Genomic DNA, 18,078 nt, shown 5'->3' on the forward strand with positions numbered 1-18,078 from the left:
TATGAGTGGATGAGGGGATTTAGGAGCACAATATGAGAAAAAACAGTATAAAAAATATCCGCATAAACGGCGAAGTAATGAAGGTTATATCTGAAGCAATCAGATATAGTAAGGACCCCAGAATCAGCCCCATGACATCCGTTATGGATGTCGAGGTCGCTCCCGATCTTAAAACCTGTAAGGTGTGGGTATCTGTAATGGGCGATGACGAAGACAGAATGCGCACCGAAGAAGGCCTTAAATCGGCTGCAGGGTATATCAGAAGCACTGTTGCCAAAGAACTTAATATGCGTAACACACCTGAGCTCAGATTCATCATGGACGACTCCATTGAGTACGCTATCAACATGTCCAAAAAGATTGATGAAGTCGCAGCTAAGGATGCCGCAGCAAAGGCAGCAAGAGGCGAAATCGAAGAAGAACCCACAGAGGAACCTTCAGAAGAATAAAATATATTATAAAAACTTACATTCAGATAGAAACTTACATTTATACATGAGCCAAGTACCGTCCAAGAATGCGGAGCATGATTGGTTAACGGTACTGGCAACAGACCGGTATGAGTAAGATTTAAAATTTACGACTTTAGATGAGGATTGTAGATGAGAATAGATGAACTTGTAAACGGTGTAAATACGGTCGGAATCGGCGGACACATACGTCCTGACGGAGACTGCATTGGTTCTACCGTAGCATTATACCTCTATTTGAAAAAAAATTATCCCGATCTTAAGGTAGATGTCTTTCTTGAGAAAATACCTGAGAGCTACAAGATAATTGAGGCTGTAGACGAAGTAAATACAACATTTAAAACAGATGTGGACAGCTACGACATATTCTTTGCGCTTGACTGCGGAAAGGAAAGACTTGGCGAAGCTGAAAAACTTTTCGATGCAGCCAAGAAAACAGTAAACATTGACCACCATGTAAGCAACCAGGGCACAGGCGATGAGAACTATATAGTACCCTTAGCCAGCTCTGCTTCAGAACTTGTATACAACTGCCTTATACCGGATAAGATTGATGCAGAAATCGCAAAGATGCTATACATGGGCATTGTTACAGACACAGGTGTATTCAAATATTCAAACACATCTCCCGATACAATGAGAGCTGCAGCCGACCTTATAAGCTACGGCTTTGACTTCGGAGAACTCATAGACCATGTTTTCTATGAGAAAAACTATATCCAGAACCAGATACTCGGAAGAGCACTGCTTGAAAGCATGCTTATCATGGACGGTGAATGCATAGTAAGCGTAGTATCAAGACAGACCATGGATTTCTACGCTGTTGAATCCAGCGACCTTGACGGAATAGTAAGCCAGCTTCTGTTAACAACAGGGACCGAGTGTGCTATTTTTATGTACGAGATAGGAAGCCTTGAATACAAAGTCAGCCTCAGATCAAAGGGAAAAGTCAATGTTGCAAAAATAGCAGAACTCTTTGGCGGCGGTGGCCACGCAAGAGCAGCAGGCTGCACCATGAACGGAACACAGCATGACATAATTAACAGTCTTTCCGAATATGTTGAAAGATATTTAAAGGGAGTAGTTTCTTGAGTTATAACGGACTGATTAATGTTTACAAGGAGGCAGGCTATACATCCAGCGATGTTGTAGCTCGCCTCCGTGGCATTTTAAAAATGAAAAAGATCGGACATACAGGGACTCTGGATCCGGATGCGGTCGGAGTCCTTGTTGTTTGTGTTGGCAACGGGACAAAACTGTGTGAAATGCTTACGGATCACGACAAGGAATACATAGCAGTATGCAGACTTGGAGTGACAACAGACACTCAGGATATGTCCGGCCATATTCTCTCGGAAAAAGAAGTAAATGTGACTTCCCAAAAGCTTCACGAAACAATAAAGCGATTTGTAGGTGAATATGACCAGATCCCGCCCATGTATTCCGCTATCAAAGTCGGCGGAAAAAAACTCTACGAACTTGCAAGACAGGGTAAGGAAGTTGAGCGTAAGCCAAGACGTATAAGGATTGAAGCCATTACGGTTCTTGACGAATCACACTTACAGGACGAGCATATCTTTACCATGGAAGTAAAGTGCTCCAAGGGCACTTATATAAGAACCCTCTGCCATGATATAGGAGAGGCGCTTGGCTGCGGTGCAGCGATGGAGCATCTTACCAGAACGGCTGTAGGGAGCTTCCACCTTGAAACCGCCCATACCCTTGATCAGATAGAGCAGCTTCGTGATGAAGGCAGGGTAGATGATATAGTTGCGCCTACAGAGAGCCTCTTTAAGGACCTTGACTATTGCATAGTAAAGGACGACTTCAGAAGAATGCTTGAAAACGGAAACAGCTTTAAAATAGAAAATCTGTTAAGTGAAGCACCGGAGGATGAGCAGGACTTTGTGGAGCCTGAAAAACTATACGCTGACGGAACAAGAGTCAGAGTATATTCCGAGGACGGTACCTTCTTCGGAATATACAAATGCGACGAAAGAACAGGCCAGTTCAGAGTCGAGAAATTCTTTTATGTTTGATGTGGTAAAGGAGCTAAAATGCGGATAATATCCGGAGAAAAACAATTTCATATAGAGGATAAGACCGCAGTTGCCATAGGCAAATTTGATGGCGTGCATATGGGGCATCAAAAGCTCCTAAAGCATATCCTTGATAAAAAGGAACAGGGGATGAAGGCAACAATCTTTACCTTCGACCCGCCGCCTGCGGTGTTCTTTGCTCAAATGGCTAGTGGAAATAATAAAGTCAGTCATAATCCTGATAATAACAATAAGGGCAAAAACAATACTGACAGACATGAGAAGATGCTCACCCAGCTTCTTACAAGAGATGAAAAACGTCGCAAATTTGAAAAGCTCGGTATAGATATTCTCGTTGAATTCCCAATGAATGCGGAAACCGCACATACCATGCCTGAAGATTTTGTAAGAAAAATACTGCATGATCAGATGAATGCGGCATACATAGCAGCAGGAGATGACCTTTCCTACGGTTATAAGGGCAAGGGGAATTTCGAACTCTTAAATAAACTTGCACCGGAACTCGGATACAGAACCCATGCGATAAAAAAGCTTCAGATGTTCGGAAGAAATGTAAGCTCCAGCTTTATAAAAGAAGAGATAACACAGGCAGAGATGGAACGTGCATCAGAGCTTCTTGGTGAAACTTACTATATAGGCGGTATCGTCGAACATGGGAAGAGACTTGGCAGGACCATAGGATTTCCTACGGTAAATCTCCTTCCTCCCGATGAGAAATGCTTACCACCCTTCGGTGTATATTTCTCAGAGGTCAGGATCGACGGAAAAAGCCATCAGGGTATGACAAACATAGGCTGCAGACCCACAGTATCAAATAGCGGACAGATAAGCGTTGAAACCTATATATATGATTTCAATGAAGATATATACGGAAAATATCTGGAGATCGCTCTTTTGACCTTCCATAGAAAAGAGCAGAAATTTTCAGACGTTGACAGGCTAAAGAAACAGCTTGAGCTTGACCTTGAGGCCGGGAGAAACTTCTTTGATTATGAACGATGATTAAAATTTATCCGCTCCTTTACAAGTGGCGGCGTGTGTGTTAAAATCAAGTGGTTTCTCACATGAGAAACGGTTACGTTATTACCGATACTCGGATGATGGTACTCCAGCCACTTCCTGGTATACGGCAAATTGAAAATAAAAGGAGACGAAACATGATAACAAAGGAAAAGAAAACAGAAGTCATCAATCAGTACGCTAGAAGCGCCGGCGATACAGGTTCACCGGAGGTTCAGGTAGCTATCCTTACAACTCGTATCAAGGAGCTCAACGAGCACCTCAACACACATCCGAAGGATCACCACTCCAGAAGAGGTCTTCTTAAGATGGTAGGTAGAAGACGTGCTCTTCTTGCATACCTTAAGAAAAAGGACCTTGAGAAGTATCGTAAGCTTATTGCTGATCTTGGACTCAGAAAGTAATTTCCAATGGGAGAATAGGGCGGGGATGCCGATTAGAAATAGTCGGCTTATTCCGCCTTGTTTTATTTTACGAAATTTCTTTGTTTTGGCCAAAGCCAAATAGGAAAATGCGCCCGCGGATGGCGCGAGAAGGAGACGAAATATGAAAACATTTTCAACAGAACTTGCCGGACGTACACTTACAGTTGAGATCGGCAAAGTAGGTAAACAGGCTAACGGATGTGCCTTTATGAAGTATGGTGATACTACCGTTCTTTGTACAGCAACAGCTTCCGATAAGCCCAGGGACGGAATTGATTTCTTCCCGCTCAGCGTAGAGTACAGCGAGAAATTCTATTCTATCGGTAAGTTCCCCGGTGGATTTAATAAGAGAGAGGGTAAGCCTTCTGAGAATGCTATTCTCACAAGCCGTGTTATAGACAGACCTATGCGTCCTCTGTTCCCTAAGGATTATCGTAATGACGTTACAATCGAAACTATGGTAATGTCTGTAGATACACAGTGCCGCCCTGAGCTTGTTGCTATGCTCGGTGCTTCCGTATCCGTATCTGTTTCAGATATTCCTTTCGACGGCCCTTGTGCTATGACACAGGTTGGTCTTATCGATGGCGAGTTCGTTATCAACCCTTCACAGGAACAGTGGGATAATGGCGATATGCGTCTTACAGTTGCATCTGTAGGTCAGAAGGTAATCATGATCGAGGCAGGCTGTAACGAGGTTCCTGAAGATAAGATGAAGGAAGCTATCTACCTTGCTCATGATGTGAACCTTAAGCTCATTGAGTTCATCAAGGGCATTGTTGCAGAGGTTGGTAAGCCGAAGCATTCTTATGACAGCTGTGCAGTTCCTCAGGAACTCTTTGATGCCATCAAGGAAGTTGTTCCTCAGGAAGAGATGGAGAATGCTGTATTTACAGATGAGAAACAGAAGAGAGAAGCTAATATTGCTGACATCACTGCACGTCTCGAAGAGAAATTTGCAGATAACGAAGAATGGCTTTCCATTCTCGGTGAAGCTATTTATCAGTATGAGAAGAAGACAGTACGTAAGATGATCCTTAAGGACCACAAGCGTCCTGATGGAAGAGCACTTGATCAGATCCGTCCTCTTTCAGCTGAGATCGATCTTATTCCCCGTGTTCACGGAAGTGCTATGTTCACTCGTGGACAGACTCAGATCTGTGATGTTACAACCCTTGCTCCTCTTTCAGAGATGCAGAAGGTTGAGGGACTTGATCCTTACGTAACAGGTAAGAGATATATTCACCAGTATAACTTCCCTGCATATTCAGTAGGTGAGACCAAGGTTTCAAGAGGTCCCGGACGTCGTGAGATCGGTCACGGCGCACTTGCAGAGAGAGCACTTCTCCCTGTACTTCCTTCAGAGGAAGAGTTCCCTTACGCTATTCGCTGCGTATCAGAGACTTTTGAGAGTAACGGTTCAACTTCAATGGCATCTACCTGCGCATCATGTATGTCACTTATGGCAGCAGGTGTTCCTATTAAGAAGATGGTTGCAGGTATCAGCTGCGGTCTTGTAACAGGCGATACAGATGACGATTTCGTAGTACTTACAGATATCCAGGGTCTTGAGGACTTCTTCGGAGATATGGACTTTAAGGTAACAGGTACTAAGGAAGGTATCACAGCTATCCAGATGGATATCAAGATCCATGGTCTTACAAAGCCCATCGTAGAGCAGGCTATTTCACAGTGCCGCGCAGCTCGTCTCTTCATTATGGATGAGTGCATGAGCAAGGCAATTGCCGAGCCTCGTAAGGAAGTAAGCCAGTACGCACCTAAGATTATCTCTATTGAGATCGATCCTGAGAAGATTGGTGATGTAGTAGGGCAGAGAGGTAAGACAATCAATGAGATCATAGCCCGCACAAATGTTAAGATTGACATTACCGATGACGGAAAAGTAAGCATCTGCGGTGAAGATAAGGATATGATGCAGAAGGCGATCGATATGATCAACATCATCACAACAGAGTTTGAAAAGGGCCAGATCTTTACAGGAACTGTTGTCAGCATCAAGGAATTTGGCGCATTTGTTGAATTCGCTCCCGGAAAAGAGGGTATGGTTCACATCAGCAAGATCGCTAACGAGCGTATCGATCATGTTGAAGATGTACTTACACTTGGCGATGAAGTTAAGGTTGTTTGCCTTGGTAAGGACAGAATGGGCAGAATCAGCTTCTCCATGAAGGATGTAGCTCAGAAATAATCCAAAAAAGAGGGGCATGCTTGTCAAAACATTCAGATAATTATATATTTTCTTGAATATCGGACCAGAGACTATAAACCTGTTCAAGAAGTCGGGCTAGAGACTATAAACCTATCCGAGAGGTCGGGGCGGCGACCATAATCCGCTCCTTTGAATGTTAAGGGACGAATAATTTATTTTACTCGTCCCTTTTATTGTGGAGAAATATTATGGAAGTACAAATTTCATTTAAAGAACGAGTAAAAAACTGCGCAATAGAAAATGCTCCCAAATTTAATGATAATTTTATCAATTATGAATATTGCATCATATCAAAGGCTTTTAGTGATTCTGGATATTATATAACAAAAGCATTAGATGGTAATTATTTGCATCTTGTAGGTGTTAATACTTCTATGCCACCTGATACATTTTTTAAGAAATGTTTAAATAGGACACTTTCTGAAAACGACTTTGATTTCGTCAAAAGAGGTGTTGGCAAAAATGCATTAAAAGGTACTGTAAGAGAGAAAATACGTGTTTTGCCTAATATGGTTGAGATAATTCCCTGTTGATGCCATTTTAAAAAGAGCTAAAGAAGCTTCGAAATTTGATACTCTTGTATATAAAAGCAATGTAGATTATTCATATGTTGATAATAATATTAAGGCATTGCTTTCGAATCAACTGATTTCGGATTTTTTTCAAGAATAATAACACCCACAAAGAAAGGCGAGACCCGTTTATGCGAGTCCCGCCTTCTTTAAATTAGGCATTCCGAACTAAAATTTTGAAATGACAAATTAAATACCTAAATTTTGCTTATTACTTTTTGTTAACCTTCCAAACAGTTAAAATTACTTAGCGAGCTTAATTCTGTCCTTCTTGTAAGCCTTTGTCTTCTTGATCTTCTTGATGTTGGCTTTCTTATTCTTGCCTGTAACCTTAACCTTTGTTCCCTTCTTAGCCTTGTTAAGAGAGTTAGCCATCTTCTGAGTGAGCTTAGCACCCTTGATGTTGATCTTCTTAACACTGCTGCTTGCAAATGCTGCAGGATCGATAGACTTAACGTTAGCGCCGATAGTAACTGTCTTAACGTCTGATCCAGCGAATGCGTTAGCATCGATAGAAGTTACCTTGTAATCGTTACCGGAAGCATCCTTAACAGTTGCAGGGATTGTGTAGCTTGAAGCGCCCTTTGTAACAGCAGCTGCTGTAAGCTTAACTTCTGCAGCACCAGCAGTAGCATTAGTTACTACGAAGCCAGTCTCTGTGCCGTTAGCATCCTTAAGGTTAGAGTTAATAGGAGCGGGTGTGCCAGCAGTAGAACCGTCGGACTTCTTAGCTGCTTCTTCAGCGGCTGCCTTCTCGTCAGCTGCCTTCTTAGCTGCTTCATCGGCTGCCTTCTTTTCAGCTGCTTCCTTAGCTGCCTCAGCCTTAGCAACCTTTTCTGTTACAGACTTAAGTTCGTCATCAGTTGCACCAAGAGCCTTTGCTGCAACAACCGCATCATTAGCTGCCTTAATCTTATCTGCTGTAGGATCAGCTACAGCTGCGTCAGCTGCCTTATCAGCTGCGTCGATAGCGTCTGCTTTAGCTTTGTCGGCTGCGTTAGGATCAATAACTTTTACGTTAATTGTTCCAGTAACTTCAGCGGATTCAAGTTTATTAGTAGTTGAATTCCTTACTTTGTACTCGCCCTTCACATCAATAGTAGTAGAACCAGCTTTTACGCCTTTGATGGTAATCTTACCTGTTGCAGTATCGACCTCTGCTGTAGCGATTGTTTTATCTGCAGAAGTTGCTGAATAAACTACCTTTGTCTCACTTGCTGTAGCACCAGCTGAAAGACTTGTATTATTTGTTGAAGCAGTTACTTCCTCAGATTTGTCAACAACGACATCAACACTTTCTTTTGAAAGTGCAATCTTATCGGTGTAACCAGTTGATGTGAAACTAACAGTTTCTCTATCTGTTCCGTCGGTGGTAGATGAAAGAAGAGTTGCAAGAGCAGCAGCGTCTTTCTTGCTATTTGCATATTTAATCCATGCTTCTGTATCTGTATGGAATGCATATACATTAATTCCTGAACTGGAATTACCTTTAGCAGTTACAGTTGTTGCAACACCTGTATCATCAGAAAGTGCAATTACGTCAGGATTAGCTGAAACCCATGCGAAATTTTGGCCAGGTGTAATAGTAGTATTGGATGCCTCTGCGACAAGATTATATGCTGTTGTATCTTTGTTATCGAATGCTCCAGCTGTAATCTTTTTGGTTATAGCTGCAGAACCTGTTCCCTTCTCGTATATAACAACGCCCGTAGTAGCAGCTGGTAATGCAATAATCTCAACATCTATATCTGCTGTAGAAGTGTAAACCTTATTATCTATTGCATCTTTAATTGTATATTTAGCGGTAACTTTTGTCTTTCCAGCCTTTTTTGGTGTAAGAGTAGGAGTATCATGTTCAGCACCTGAAGTTGTTAATGTTGCAACCGAAGTGTCAGCTACCACGTATGTTATAGCAGTAGTCCCAGCTGGATCAGCAGTTGTAACATCAGTAGTATCTTTGTTAATTGTCTTAGGTGTCGCACCTTGTTTGAAGGGAACCACCTTACTACCTGACATAACGCCTACATTCAGTTCAATGTTAGCACCAGCAGTTCTTTTAGTTACATTATTAGCTACTATAAGTTTCCCGTTATCATCTTTTGTATAGAATGCAATTTTTGATGCTTTTGTAGCTGAAGATTCACCTGATAATGACACAGATGCAGTATTGCTTCCTGAATTACTCTCGTCAGAAAAAGTGATTGTGGCAGAATCGGAGGATGTTCGTTTATCATCAGTCGCATTTACAGTGAATGTAGCAGTAAATTTACCATTATTTCCGGTTCCGCTTAGTGCAGAAATATCAGTCAAGGTAATAGAATCGGCCAATGTTCCAGTGATTTTTATTCCGCTCTTAATTGCTGCAAGCTGAGCATCTGTAAGTGGAGCCGCAGTCACGCTGCTGCACGCACCTTCTACCTCTATATCAGTTTCTGAGCCGAGCACAACCGTGTTCGTAGCACCCTTTGATATACTGGTCGTGTTAGGTGCGATAACAACAAGAGTGTCATCTGAATCTGCTGTTGCCGGAGCTAATTCCTTAGTAGTAGAAGACGCGGCTACAGTTGCAGCAAGCTTAATCTTAGCTTTATCGCCTACTTTTGCCGTAGAAGTGGTTGTGAAGGTAGCAGTAGCTGGACCTGTAGAAACTTCACTATTCGAGGTTATACCAAATATACCACTCGCATCACCGAGCACAATCTGTATCTTATCGCCCGCGCCAAGAGTGTCATTAGTAGTCGCAGTCACGGTAGTCGGTACACCAACCTGAATTTTCTGCACATCAGTACTGTATGTTGTATTAGCCGTAAGAGACGTACCTGCCTGTGCAACAATACTTGCAAACGGAGTTGCTACTACGCTAAGATTACTTATAGCTAATGCTCCAGCAAGAGCATAAGCCCAGATCTTTTTGTTTTTCTTCATAAATTGTTCCCCTTTCATAAAGAAATTTTAGTTTAGTTCGGAATTAACATTTCGTTAATGCCTGGTCTTACCCATTAACTAAATTTTGTTAAATTCTTTTAACAAGCAAAACCCGACACTAACGGATTTTGCTAGATTTGAGGAAGGTTTAGAATCTCATTCATAAACGTTTAACTGCAATTGTATGAGAGGAAGAAAAACGGAAACCTAGACGTAGAACGGGTTGCGCGAAATTGACGAAATGCTTAACGAAAAAACATTCAAAATAAAGACGCTGCAATGTATTTAATATCGTAGATAAACAAACTATAATTATGATAGAAGCTTTACCTAGGATGAAGGGATAATAAGATACCTTGGAAAAATAGAAGAGTAGTTTTTGATTTAATCAATTTCCCAGTTCTTTTTTACAGGAACTCGTCGCAACGGATACTTTTTCATGATAAACTAATAGGGTAGGGGAATTCCCTTACTATTTATAATTTTTTTCCGGAGGATACATATATGGGAAGAATTTTTCTTATAGTACTTGATAGTTTTGGCGTCGGAGAAGAGCCTGATGCTGCAGAGTACGGAGATTTTGATGTAAATACAATAAGGTCATGCGCTACCAGTGAGTATTTCAGCATGCCTAACATGGGAGCAATGGGACTGTTCAACATTGATGGCGTTGACTGCAGGCCGTCAGTCGATAATCCGACAGGTGCATATGCCAGATGCCAGGAGGCAAGTAAGGATAAGGACACTACTACAGGACACTGGGAGATTGCAGGCGTGATATCACCTAAGCCAATGCCGAAATTCCCTGACGGATTTCCGCAGGAGTTTCTTGATGCGTTCAGTAAGCGTGTCGGAAGAGGTGTGATATGTAATAAGCCTTATTCAGGAACTCAGGTTATAAATGATTACGGCGATGAGCATGTTAAGACAGGAGATCTTATCGTCTATACATCCGCAGACAGTGTGTTCCAGATTGCGGCACATGAGGATATAGTTCCTCTTGAAACTCTCTATGAGTATTGCCATATTGCAAGAGAGATGCTTCAGGGAGACCTTGGTGTTGGCCGTGTAATTGCTAGACCTTTCGTTGGTACAAGTGGCAATTATACGAGAACTCCTCACAGACATGATTATTCACTTGAGCCTCCGAAGACAACCATGCTTGATCAGCTAAAGGCAGCAGGTAAGGATGTTCTCGGAGTTGGTAAGATAAGGGATATCTTTGAAGGTAAAGGCCTTACGGAGTTTGTTTTCTCCGAGAGCAATGCCGATGGAATTGAGAAGACACTTGCGTACATGGACAGAGATTTTGACGGACTCTGCTTCGTGAATCTGGTAGATTTCGATATGCTTTACGGACACAGAAGAGATATCGATGGCTATGCTAAGGCACTTAATTACTTTGACAGCAAGCTTCCCGAGATGGTCGCTAAGATGCGTGATGATGACATCATTATGATGACCGCTGATCACGGCTGCGATCCTGCATATCTTAAAACCACGGACCATACGAGAGAGTACATTCCTTTCATTATGTATGGTAAGAATGTTACACCGAAGAACCTCGGAACAAGGAGCACTTTCGCTGATATCGGAGCCACTGTTCTCGACTACTTTGGAATCAAACCGGAGTTTGAAGGAACGTCAATGCTATAAAAAAAGGAGGAAAAGGATGAAAAAACTAGGGGTAAAATCAATTGTAGCTATTGGTATCGGTGCGGCACTTTTCTTTGTACTTGGCAGATTCGTTGCAATCCCGAGTCCTGTGCCGAACACTAACATTTCAATCCAGTATGGTCTGCTTGCATTTATCGCAGCTGTTTTCGGACCTATTCCGGGAGCTCTTGCAGGCCTGATCGGACACTTCTTTATTGACTTCAGCTATGGCTGGGGAGTGTGGTGGAGCTGGGTTATAGCTTCAGCAGTATTTGGCTGCCTCATGGGAATTGTGACCATGAAACTAAGGATAGATGAAGGCGAGTTCGGTACAAGGGGCATTATCACTTTTAACATTGGTCAGGCCATTGCACATGCTATTTCATGGATAGTTGTTGCACCTGTTCTGGACATCCTTATGTTCCAGGAACCTGCTAACAAGGTATTTCTTCAGGGCGTTACCGGCGCGATCATCAACATCATTACAACTGCTGTTGTTGGAACTATTCTTTGTATAGCTTATTCCAAGGCAATCCCTAAGAAGGGCAGTCTTACACAAGAAAACTGATCATATGAGTGAAAATATACTGGAATTTAAGAATCTTGGATTTAAATATAGGGCGCAGGCTAAGCCTACGCTCTTTAATATTGACCTGAAAATCAAAAAGGGTGAAAAACTTCTTATCGCAGGCCCGTCCGGCTGTGGCAAGTCCACTTTGGGGAGTCTTATAAACGGACTTATTCCATTTTCCTATAAGGGTGATATTACTGGCTATCTATTAATAAAAGGTAAAGATTCAAAGGAAATGTCAATCTTTGATATATCACATATCGTCGGAACTGTTCTTCAGGACAGTGATGCCCAGTTTGTAGGGATGACAGTTGCGGAAGATCTTGCTTTTGCATTGGAGAATGATTGTGTGCTTCTTCCCGATATGAAAAAGAGAGTGGATGAAGTAGCTACAATGCTGGACCTTAAGGATTTTCTGCTCCATGCGCCTGCTGAACTTTCCGGCGGACAAAAGCAGAGAGTCTCTGTGGGAGGTGTTCTGGCAAGTGACGTGGATCTCTTTTTATTTGATGAGCCTCTTGCTAATCTTGATCCCAAGACCGGAAAGCAGGCGATAGAGCTTATAGATGAACTTCAAAAGAAGACAGGTGCTGCTGTTGTTATAATTGAGCATCGACTTGAGGATGTTCTGCACAGGCATGTAGATAGAATTGTTTTGATGCAGGAAGGCCATATTGTTGCGGATGAAAGTCCTGATGAGCTCCTTTCAAAAGGGCTGCTTGCCGAATGCGGAGTAAGAGAGCCGCTGTATCTCACAGCTCTTAAATATGCAGGAGTAAGTATTGAGAAAAACATGCGTCCATCTTCTATTAATACGTTGCTCCTTTCAGAAGATAACAAAGAGCAGTTAAAGAAGTTTATGAAGGATGTTCACAAAGAGAAAAAAGCTTCTGCAAAGAAAGAACTTCTTGTGACAAAGAATCTTTCCTTTACTTATGAGAAGATGAAAAAGCGAGCTCTTAATAACATCACTACCGCGATATCCCAGGGAGAAATGGTGGCGATCGTCGGAACCAACGGAGCCGGGAAGTCCACTTTTTCCAAGGTAATCTGCGGTATGGAGAGGGAAGATGAAGGGCAGATATTTTTTGAAGGCAGCGATTTTTCCATGCTGTCAATCAAGGAGAGAGCGGCTTATGTGGGCTATGTGATGCAAAATCCGAACCAGATGATCTCCAAGGTCATGATAATGGATGAAGTCGCTATGGGGCTAAGACTTCGGGGAGTTCCCGAGGAAGAGGTTCAGGAAAAGGTTATAAAGGCGCTCAAGATCTGCGGGCTCTATACGATGCGAAACTGGCCTATATCAGCGCTTTCCTATGGGCAGAAGAAGAGAGTTACCATATGCTCGATTCTTGTACTTGAGCCAAAGGTTCTTATCCTGGATGAGCCCACTGCGGGACAGGATTACAGGCATTACACTAAGATAATGGAGTTTTTGAGACAGCTGAACGAGCAGGGAATTACGATAATCATGATAACTCACGATATGCATCTTATGCTGGAGTATGCGGACAGAGGTATTGTCTTTTCCGGTGGTGAGATCATAGCGGATAAGACCTGCGCAGAGATTTTGACGGATTCAGAAATTGTCGACAGGGCAAGTCTCAAAGAGACAAGTCTTTATAATCTGGCAAAAATGTGCGGTATTGAGGATGGTGCCGGCTTTGTTCAGGACTTTATCGATTATGAGCGGGAAAATATGAGAGGATTATGCGATGAATAATCTTTTTAATTATATAGACAGACAGTCTCCGATTCATGAGCTTACAGGTGCGACCAAGCTGGTATGCCTTCTTTTGTGGAGCCTTGCTGCGATGACGACCTATGATACAAGGCTTCTTGCTGTTTTGTCAGTACTTGGGATCGCACTTTTTCCTATAGGCAGGATAAAGCTGAAGGATGTAACCTTTATGCTGGTATTTACTTTGGTTTTTCTTGTGCTGAATACAGTGCTTGTGTATTTGTTTTCGCCGCGTCATGGCTGCGGAGTTTACGGAAGTACGACATTCCTCTTTGGGCTTTCGGGATATTTTGCCCCCACTGCAGAGCAGCTTTTTTTTCAGCTTAATTATATTCTGAAGTACTTTGCGACGATTCCGTTTGTGCTTTTGTTTGTCTGCACCACGAATCCCAGTGAATTTGCCGCATCACTTAATAAGATAGGGGTCCCGTATTCAGTAGCCTATTCTGTGGCGCTGGCGCTTCGCTACATACCAGATATACAAAAGCAGTATCACGAGATCAGCCAGGCATCACAGGCCAGGGGAATAGAACTTAGTAAAAAGGCATCGCTTATAAATAGGCTTAAGGCTGCTTCAGCAATCCTGATCCCGCTGGTGCTCAGCAGTATGGATAGAATAGAAGTTATCGCAAATGCTATGGAGCTTCGCTGCTTTGGAAAGAATAAAAAGCGAACCTGGTATATGGAGAAAAAATTCAGATGGGCCGACTATCTCTGCATCCTTGTATGTGCGCTTCTCTTTGCGACATCACTTACGCTTACGCATATTAATGGAAGCAGATTCTACAATCCGTTCAGGTGAGAAAATATAAATAGATTAAGTCAGTAATTGACTTTACGCGCACCCTTCATTAAAATAGGTTGGGTGCGCTTTGTGTAGAGCACTTAGTGAGGTCTTTCACGAACTTAGTGCGAACCATGCAAGTCAACTTGGCGAGGTTTTGTCGAGCCTAGTTGAGCTTGTTGCGTAGAGCAGTATAGTAATTGTTAGGATTATTTGAAAGGTTTTAAGATGAGTAACAACCAGATTACAGAAGAGATAAATAAGAGACGAACATTTGCAATTATTTCCCACCCCGATGCAGGTAAGACAACACTTACGGAGAAGTTCCTTCTCTATGGTGGAGCGATCAACCTTGCGGGTTCCGTTAAGGGTAAGGCGACAGCAAGACATGCCGTATCAGACTGGATGGAGATAGAGAAGCAGAGAGGTATTTCGGTTACATCTTCTGTACTTCAGTTTAACTTTGAGGATTGCTGTATCAATATTCTTGATACACCCGGACACCAGGATTTCTCAGAGGATACATACAGAACACTTATGGCTGCGGATTCAGCGGTCATGGTCATTGATGCCAGTAAGGGCGTTGAGCCTCAGACCAAGAAGCTTTTTAAGGTCTGCACGATGAGGCATATTCCGATTTTTACATTTATAAACAAGCTTGACAGAGATGCCATGGATACATATGAGCTGCTTGATGATATTGAGGATCATCTTGGAATAGCTACGTGCCCTATGAATCTTCCTATCGGATCAGGTAAGAATTTCAAGGGAATCTATGATAGAAGTGAGAAACACGTTGTGACTTTCCAGGATACCATGAAGGGAACCAAGGAAGGTACTGAGACCATAATTCCTATGGATGACAGAGATCAGCTTATCGCTACCATTGGCGAAGAGGCTCTTGAAAATCTTGAGGGCGAGATCGAGCTTATGGACGGAGCAGGTGCAGAATTTGACCTTGACGAGGTTCGTGCCGGAAAGCTTACACCGGTATTTTTCGGTTCAGCACTTCAGAATTTCGGAGTTGAACTTTTCCTGCATAATTTCCTTCAGATGGCTACTCCGCCAAGCGGAAGAACAGCATCAGATGGCGAGGTCATTGATCCCTTGGAGCATGAATTCACAGCCTTTGTATTTAAGATTCAGGCCAACATGAACAAGGCTCACAGAGACAGAGTTGCCTTCATGAGAATCTGCTCGGGACGCTATGATGCCGATAAGGAAGTTAAACATATCCAGTCCGGCAAGGTTTTCAGATTATCACAGCCTCAGCAGCTTATGGCAGATGAGAGGAAAATCTTAAGTGAGGCCTATGCAGGTGATATAATGGGAGTGTTCGATCCGGGTATTTTTTCAATAGGTGATACCGTCTGCATGCCTAAGGATTCGGTAACCTATGAAGGTATTCCTACATTTGCTCCCGAACACTTTGCAAGAGTACGACAGGTAGATACCATGAAACGTAAGCAGTTCGTCAAAGGTATCGAGCAGATAGCACAGGAAGGTGCAATTCAGATTTTCCAGGAATTTAATATGGGTATGGAGGAAATCATCGTAGGCGTTGTCGGTGTCCTCCAGTTTGATGTGCTTAAATTCAGACTTCAGAGTGAATATAATGTCGAAATTATTCTGGATATGTTACCATATGAGTATATCCGATGGGTTGATAATGAGGATGTTGATATGAACTCACTTGTTGGAACTTCAGATATGAAGAAGATTAAGGATATGAATGGAAGACCGCTTCTTATCTTTATCAACGAGTGGAGCCCTCAGATGGTTATAGACAGAAACAAGGGACTTTCACTTAGTGAATTCAGGAAGAACTAAAGTTATGAAAAAAGACAGATGTTTTAAAAACTTAATAAGGAAGACATCTGTCTTTTTTGCATTTTTATGCATGGGGACGATGATCGCAGGTTGTGGCGATACGACTGCAAATGTGAAGGAATTCATACAGGAAAATAATCCGCTAAATAGCGCAGACTCTCTGAGTTTTGGAGCAGATAAAGATTCTGATGATGAAACTGAAGCTGTGGAAAGCGCTCAGGATGAGGAAAACCTTAACCTTGAGGAAGGCGGCTTCGACACGGATGCATTTTCCATGAGCAGAGAAGAATTCGAGCAGGGCAGTAGTGCTCATGCCGCAAATAAAAATGAATCGGATGACAGTACCAATGCTGCGGATGAAGATGAATCGGATGTCGGAATTGATGCTGCGAATGAAAACTTAGAGAGAAATGATTCTAACGGCCGAAAGAATAGCAGCGATACTGATAATGTAGGAAGCAATGTTCAGGGCAGTAATGCCGTAGGCAATAACTCCGATTCTGCCGGCGAATCTACCATGGCATCAAACACAGCTTCTTCCGTTTTTGATCCTGACAAAGTAAACAAAGCCATCGATGACCTTATCACTCAGATTGAGATAGAGACAGGCCGCACCGGCAGAAGAAAAAATGTTGAGGAGACCGATAAGAAATCCGGGAAGGATGCTACCACCTACTTTAGTGATACCTATCAGGAAGCACAGAGAGCATCCCTTGGTCTTTCTTCTGTGGATATTGAAGAACTCAAAAAAACGCAGGCAGGTAATTATGCCTTTGAGCATCTTACGAAAGAAGGACAGACTCTGTATGTGGAGCTTTTGAGAATAATTCAGAAGCGTGCTGAGGATGTGGTAGTATCAACTCTTGACGAAGAGGTACTTGATGTGGTCTGTCAGTTTGTGCTTGCAGATCACCCTGAGCTTTTTTACATGGATGGATATACCTACACCAGATATACGGTGGCGGGAGTTCTGAAAAAGATATCTTTTACGGGAAACTATATCTACAGCGATGAGGAGATCGCAGACAGATTAAACAGGATCAATGATTATGTAAATACATGTCTTTCGGAAGTACCTTCAGATGCTGATGACTATACAAAAGTAAAGTATGTTTATGATTATCTGATCACTAATACGGAGTACGATGCCAAGGCTCCGGACAATCAGAATATCTGCTCGGTATTTTTATACGGCAGATCCGTGTGTCAGGGTTATGCCAAGGCAACACAGTATTTGCTTAATAAACTCGGGGTACCTACAACACTTGTCACAGGAAAAGTGAATGGGATAGGGCACGCCTGGAATCTGGTTCTTGTGGATGGCGAGTACACTTATGTTGATACGACATGGGGAGATTCTTCATACCAGAAGCTTGAAGCGGGAGATGACAATTCCCAAAAGCTGCCTCTGATAAATTATACATATCTTTGCTGCACAACTCAGGATATTGAGAAGACTCACGTTATAGCCGAGACTCTTCCGGTTCCGGAGTGCACTTCAATGAAAAACAATTATTATGTCAGAGAGGGCGAGTATTTCACAGAGGTTGACATGAATGCACTCGAAAACCTCTTTAAGAGAAGCTATGCCATAGGCAGTAATAATGTGACAATCAAGTGCAGCACCAAAAACATCTATGATGAATTTAAGAAAACTCTTTTTACGGATAAAACAGTTTTCAGATTAATGGAAGGCTCAAATAATACTGTTTCATATTCAAGCTTTGAGACGCAATACATACTCGTAATTTGGCTATATTGATGAATTATGCTTCGTTAAAACAAACGGTA

14 protein-coding genes are annotated in these 18,078 nt (G+C 42.4%); 13 read left to right on the forward strand and 1 reads right to left on the reverse strand.

Annotated elements, in window-relative coordinates; all coding sequences use genetic code 11:
• Nucleotides 1-32 precede the first annotated feature (32 nt).
• From rbfA to BV60_RS0107800, 7 genes are all read left to right on the forward strand, one after another.
• Nucleotides 33-449: a 30S ribosome-binding factor RbfA gene (gene rbfA, locus BV60_RS0107770; RefSeq protein ID WP_029320684.1), complete on the forward strand. Its 417-nt coding sequence runs from the start codon at nt 33-35 to the stop codon at nt 447-449.
• A gap of 153 nt (nt 450-602) precedes the next feature.
• On the forward strand, nt 603-1,562 hold the full coding sequence (locus BV60_RS0107775) for a DHH family phosphoesterase (protein ID WP_029320685.1): 960 nt from the start codon (nt 603-605) through the stop codon (nt 1,560-1,562).
• The gene (gene truB / locus BV60_RS0107780) at nt 1,559-2,509 is read left to right on the forward strand and encodes a tRNA pseudouridine(55) synthase TruB (RefSeq protein WP_029320687.1); all 951 of its coding nucleotides are present in this window, start codon (nt 1,559-1,561) and stop codon (nt 2,507-2,509) included. Before BV60_RS0107775 ends, truB begins: the two co-directional genes overlap by 4 nt.
• Nucleotides 2,510-2,527: 18 nt before the next feature.
• Entirely contained in the window at nt 2,528-3,532 is a 1,005-nt protein-coding gene (gene ribF / locus BV60_RS0107785; protein WP_029320688.1) for a bifunctional riboflavin kinase/FMN adenylyltransferase, read from the forward strand.
• A gap of 155 nt (nt 3,533-3,687) precedes the next feature.
• Nucleotides 3,688-3,954, forward strand: coding sequence for a 30S ribosomal protein S15 (gene rpsO, locus BV60_RS0107790; protein ID WP_029320689.1), 267 nt, complete (start codon nt 3,688-3,690; stop codon nt 3,952-3,954).
• Nucleotides 3,955-4,096: 142 nt separating this feature from the next.
• Complete coding sequence (locus BV60_RS0107795) at nt 4,097-6,184, forward strand: polyribonucleotide nucleotidyltransferase (protein WP_029320690.1); 2,088 nt, start codon at nt 4,097-4,099, stop codon at nt 6,182-6,184.
• Between the two features lie 209 nt (nt 6,185-6,393).
• Nucleotides 6,394-6,738: a PBECR4 domain-containing protein gene (locus tag BV60_RS0107800; RefSeq protein WP_051656582.1), complete on the forward strand. Its 345-nt coding sequence runs from the start codon at nt 6,394-6,396 to the stop codon at nt 6,736-6,738.
• A 282-nt stretch (nt 6,739-7,020) separates the two neighbouring features.
• Here BV60_RS0107800 and BV60_RS0107805 read toward each other — a convergent pair whose 3' ends face one another.
• Complete coding sequence (locus BV60_RS0107805) at nt 7,021-9,702, reverse strand: hypothetical protein (protein ID WP_029320692.1); 2,682 nt, start codon at nt 9,700-9,702, stop codon at nt 7,021-7,023.
• Nucleotides 9,703-10,206: 504 nt separating this feature from the next.
• Here BV60_RS0107805 and BV60_RS0107810 point away from each other — a divergent pair.
• The 6 genes from BV60_RS0107810 (at nt 10,207) to BV60_RS21815 (ending at nt 18,049) form a co-directional block, all read left to right on the forward strand.
• A complete protein-coding gene (locus BV60_RS0107810) occupies nt 10,207-11,358 on the forward strand; it encodes a phosphopentomutase (RefSeq protein ID WP_029320693.1) in 1,152 nt (383 codons plus the stop codon).
• A gap of 16 nt (nt 11,359-11,374) precedes the next feature.
• A complete protein-coding gene (locus BV60_RS0107815) occupies nt 11,375-11,926 on the forward strand; it encodes an ECF-type riboflavin transporter substrate-binding protein (RefSeq protein ID WP_029320694.1) in 552 nt (183 codons plus the stop codon).
• A gap of 4 nt (nt 11,927-11,930) precedes the next feature.
• Entirely contained in the window at nt 11,931-13,655 is a 1,725-nt protein-coding gene (locus BV60_RS0107820; protein ID WP_029320695.1) for an ABC transporter ATP-binding protein, read from the forward strand.
• Nucleotides 13,648-14,475, forward strand: a complete 828-nt coding sequence (locus BV60_RS0107825) for an energy-coupling factor transporter transmembrane component T family protein (RefSeq protein WP_029320696.1) — start codon at nt 13,648-13,650, stop codon at nt 14,473-14,475. The genes BV60_RS0107820 and BV60_RS0107825 overlap by 8 nt, the downstream gene beginning before the upstream one ends.
• Nucleotides 14,476-14,685: 210 nt before the next feature.
• Entirely contained in the window at nt 14,686-16,287 is a 1,602-nt protein-coding gene (locus BV60_RS0107830) for a peptide chain release factor 3 (RefSeq protein WP_029320697.1), read from the forward strand.
• A gap of 70 nt (nt 16,288-16,357) precedes the next feature.
• Entirely contained in the window at nt 16,358-18,049 is a 1,692-nt protein-coding gene (locus tag BV60_RS21815) for a transglutaminase domain-containing protein (protein ID WP_197029541.1), read from the forward strand.
• The last annotated feature ends 29 nt before the right edge of the window (nt 18,050-18,078 follow it).

The sequence above is a fragment of the Butyrivibrio sp. AE3004 genome (genome assembly GCF_000703165.1).
Classification (GTDB): Bacteria; Bacillota; Clostridia; order Lachnospirales; family Lachnospiraceae; genus Butyrivibrio.

Bases quoted from the DNA above. Each gene is read 5' to 3' on its own strand.
- rbfA (WP_029320684.1), top strand. From the start codon at position 33: ATGAGAAAAAACAGTATAAAAAATATCCGCATAAACGGCGAAGTAATG.
- BV60_RS0107775 (WP_029320685.1), top strand. From the start codon at position 603: ATGAGAATAGATGAACTTGTAAACGGTGTAAATACGGTCGGAATCGGC.
- ribF (WP_029320688.1), top strand. From the start codon at position 2,528: ATGCGGATAATATCCGGAGAAAAACAATTTCATATAGAGGATAAGACC.
- rpsO (WP_029320689.1), top strand. From the start codon at position 3,688: ATGATAACAAAGGAAAAGAAAACAGAAGTCATCAATCAGTACGCTAGA.
- BV60_RS0107795 (WP_029320690.1), top strand. From the start codon at position 4,097: ATGAAAACATTTTCAACAGAACTTGCCGGACGTACACTTACAGTTGAG.
- BV60_RS0107800 (WP_051656582.1), top strand. From the start codon at position 6,394: ATGGAAGTACAAATTTCATTTAAAGAACGAGTAAAAAACTGCGCAATA.
- BV60_RS0107805 (WP_029320692.1), bottom strand. From the start codon at position 9,702: ATGAAGAAAAACAAAAAGATCTGGGCTTATGCTCTTGCTGGAGCATTA.
- BV60_RS0107810 (WP_029320693.1), top strand. From the start codon at position 10,207: ATGGGAAGAATTTTTCTTATAGTACTTGATAGTTTTGGCGTCGGAGAA.
- BV60_RS0107815 (WP_029320694.1), top strand. From the start codon at position 11,375: ATGAAAAAACTAGGGGTAAAATCAATTGTAGCTATTGGTATCGGTGCG.
- BV60_RS0107820 (WP_029320695.1), top strand. From the start codon at position 11,931: ATGAGTGAAAATATACTGGAATTTAAGAATCTTGGATTTAAATATAGG.
- BV60_RS0107825 (WP_029320696.1), top strand. From the start codon at position 13,648: ATGAATAATCTTTTTAATTATATAGACAGACAGTCTCCGATTCATGAG.
- BV60_RS0107830 (WP_029320697.1), top strand. From the start codon at position 14,686: ATGAGTAACAACCAGATTACAGAAGAGATAAATAAGAGACGAACATTT.
- BV60_RS21815 (WP_197029541.1), top strand. From the start codon at position 16,358: ATGGGGACGATGATCGCAGGTTGTGGCGATACGACTGCAAATGTGAAG.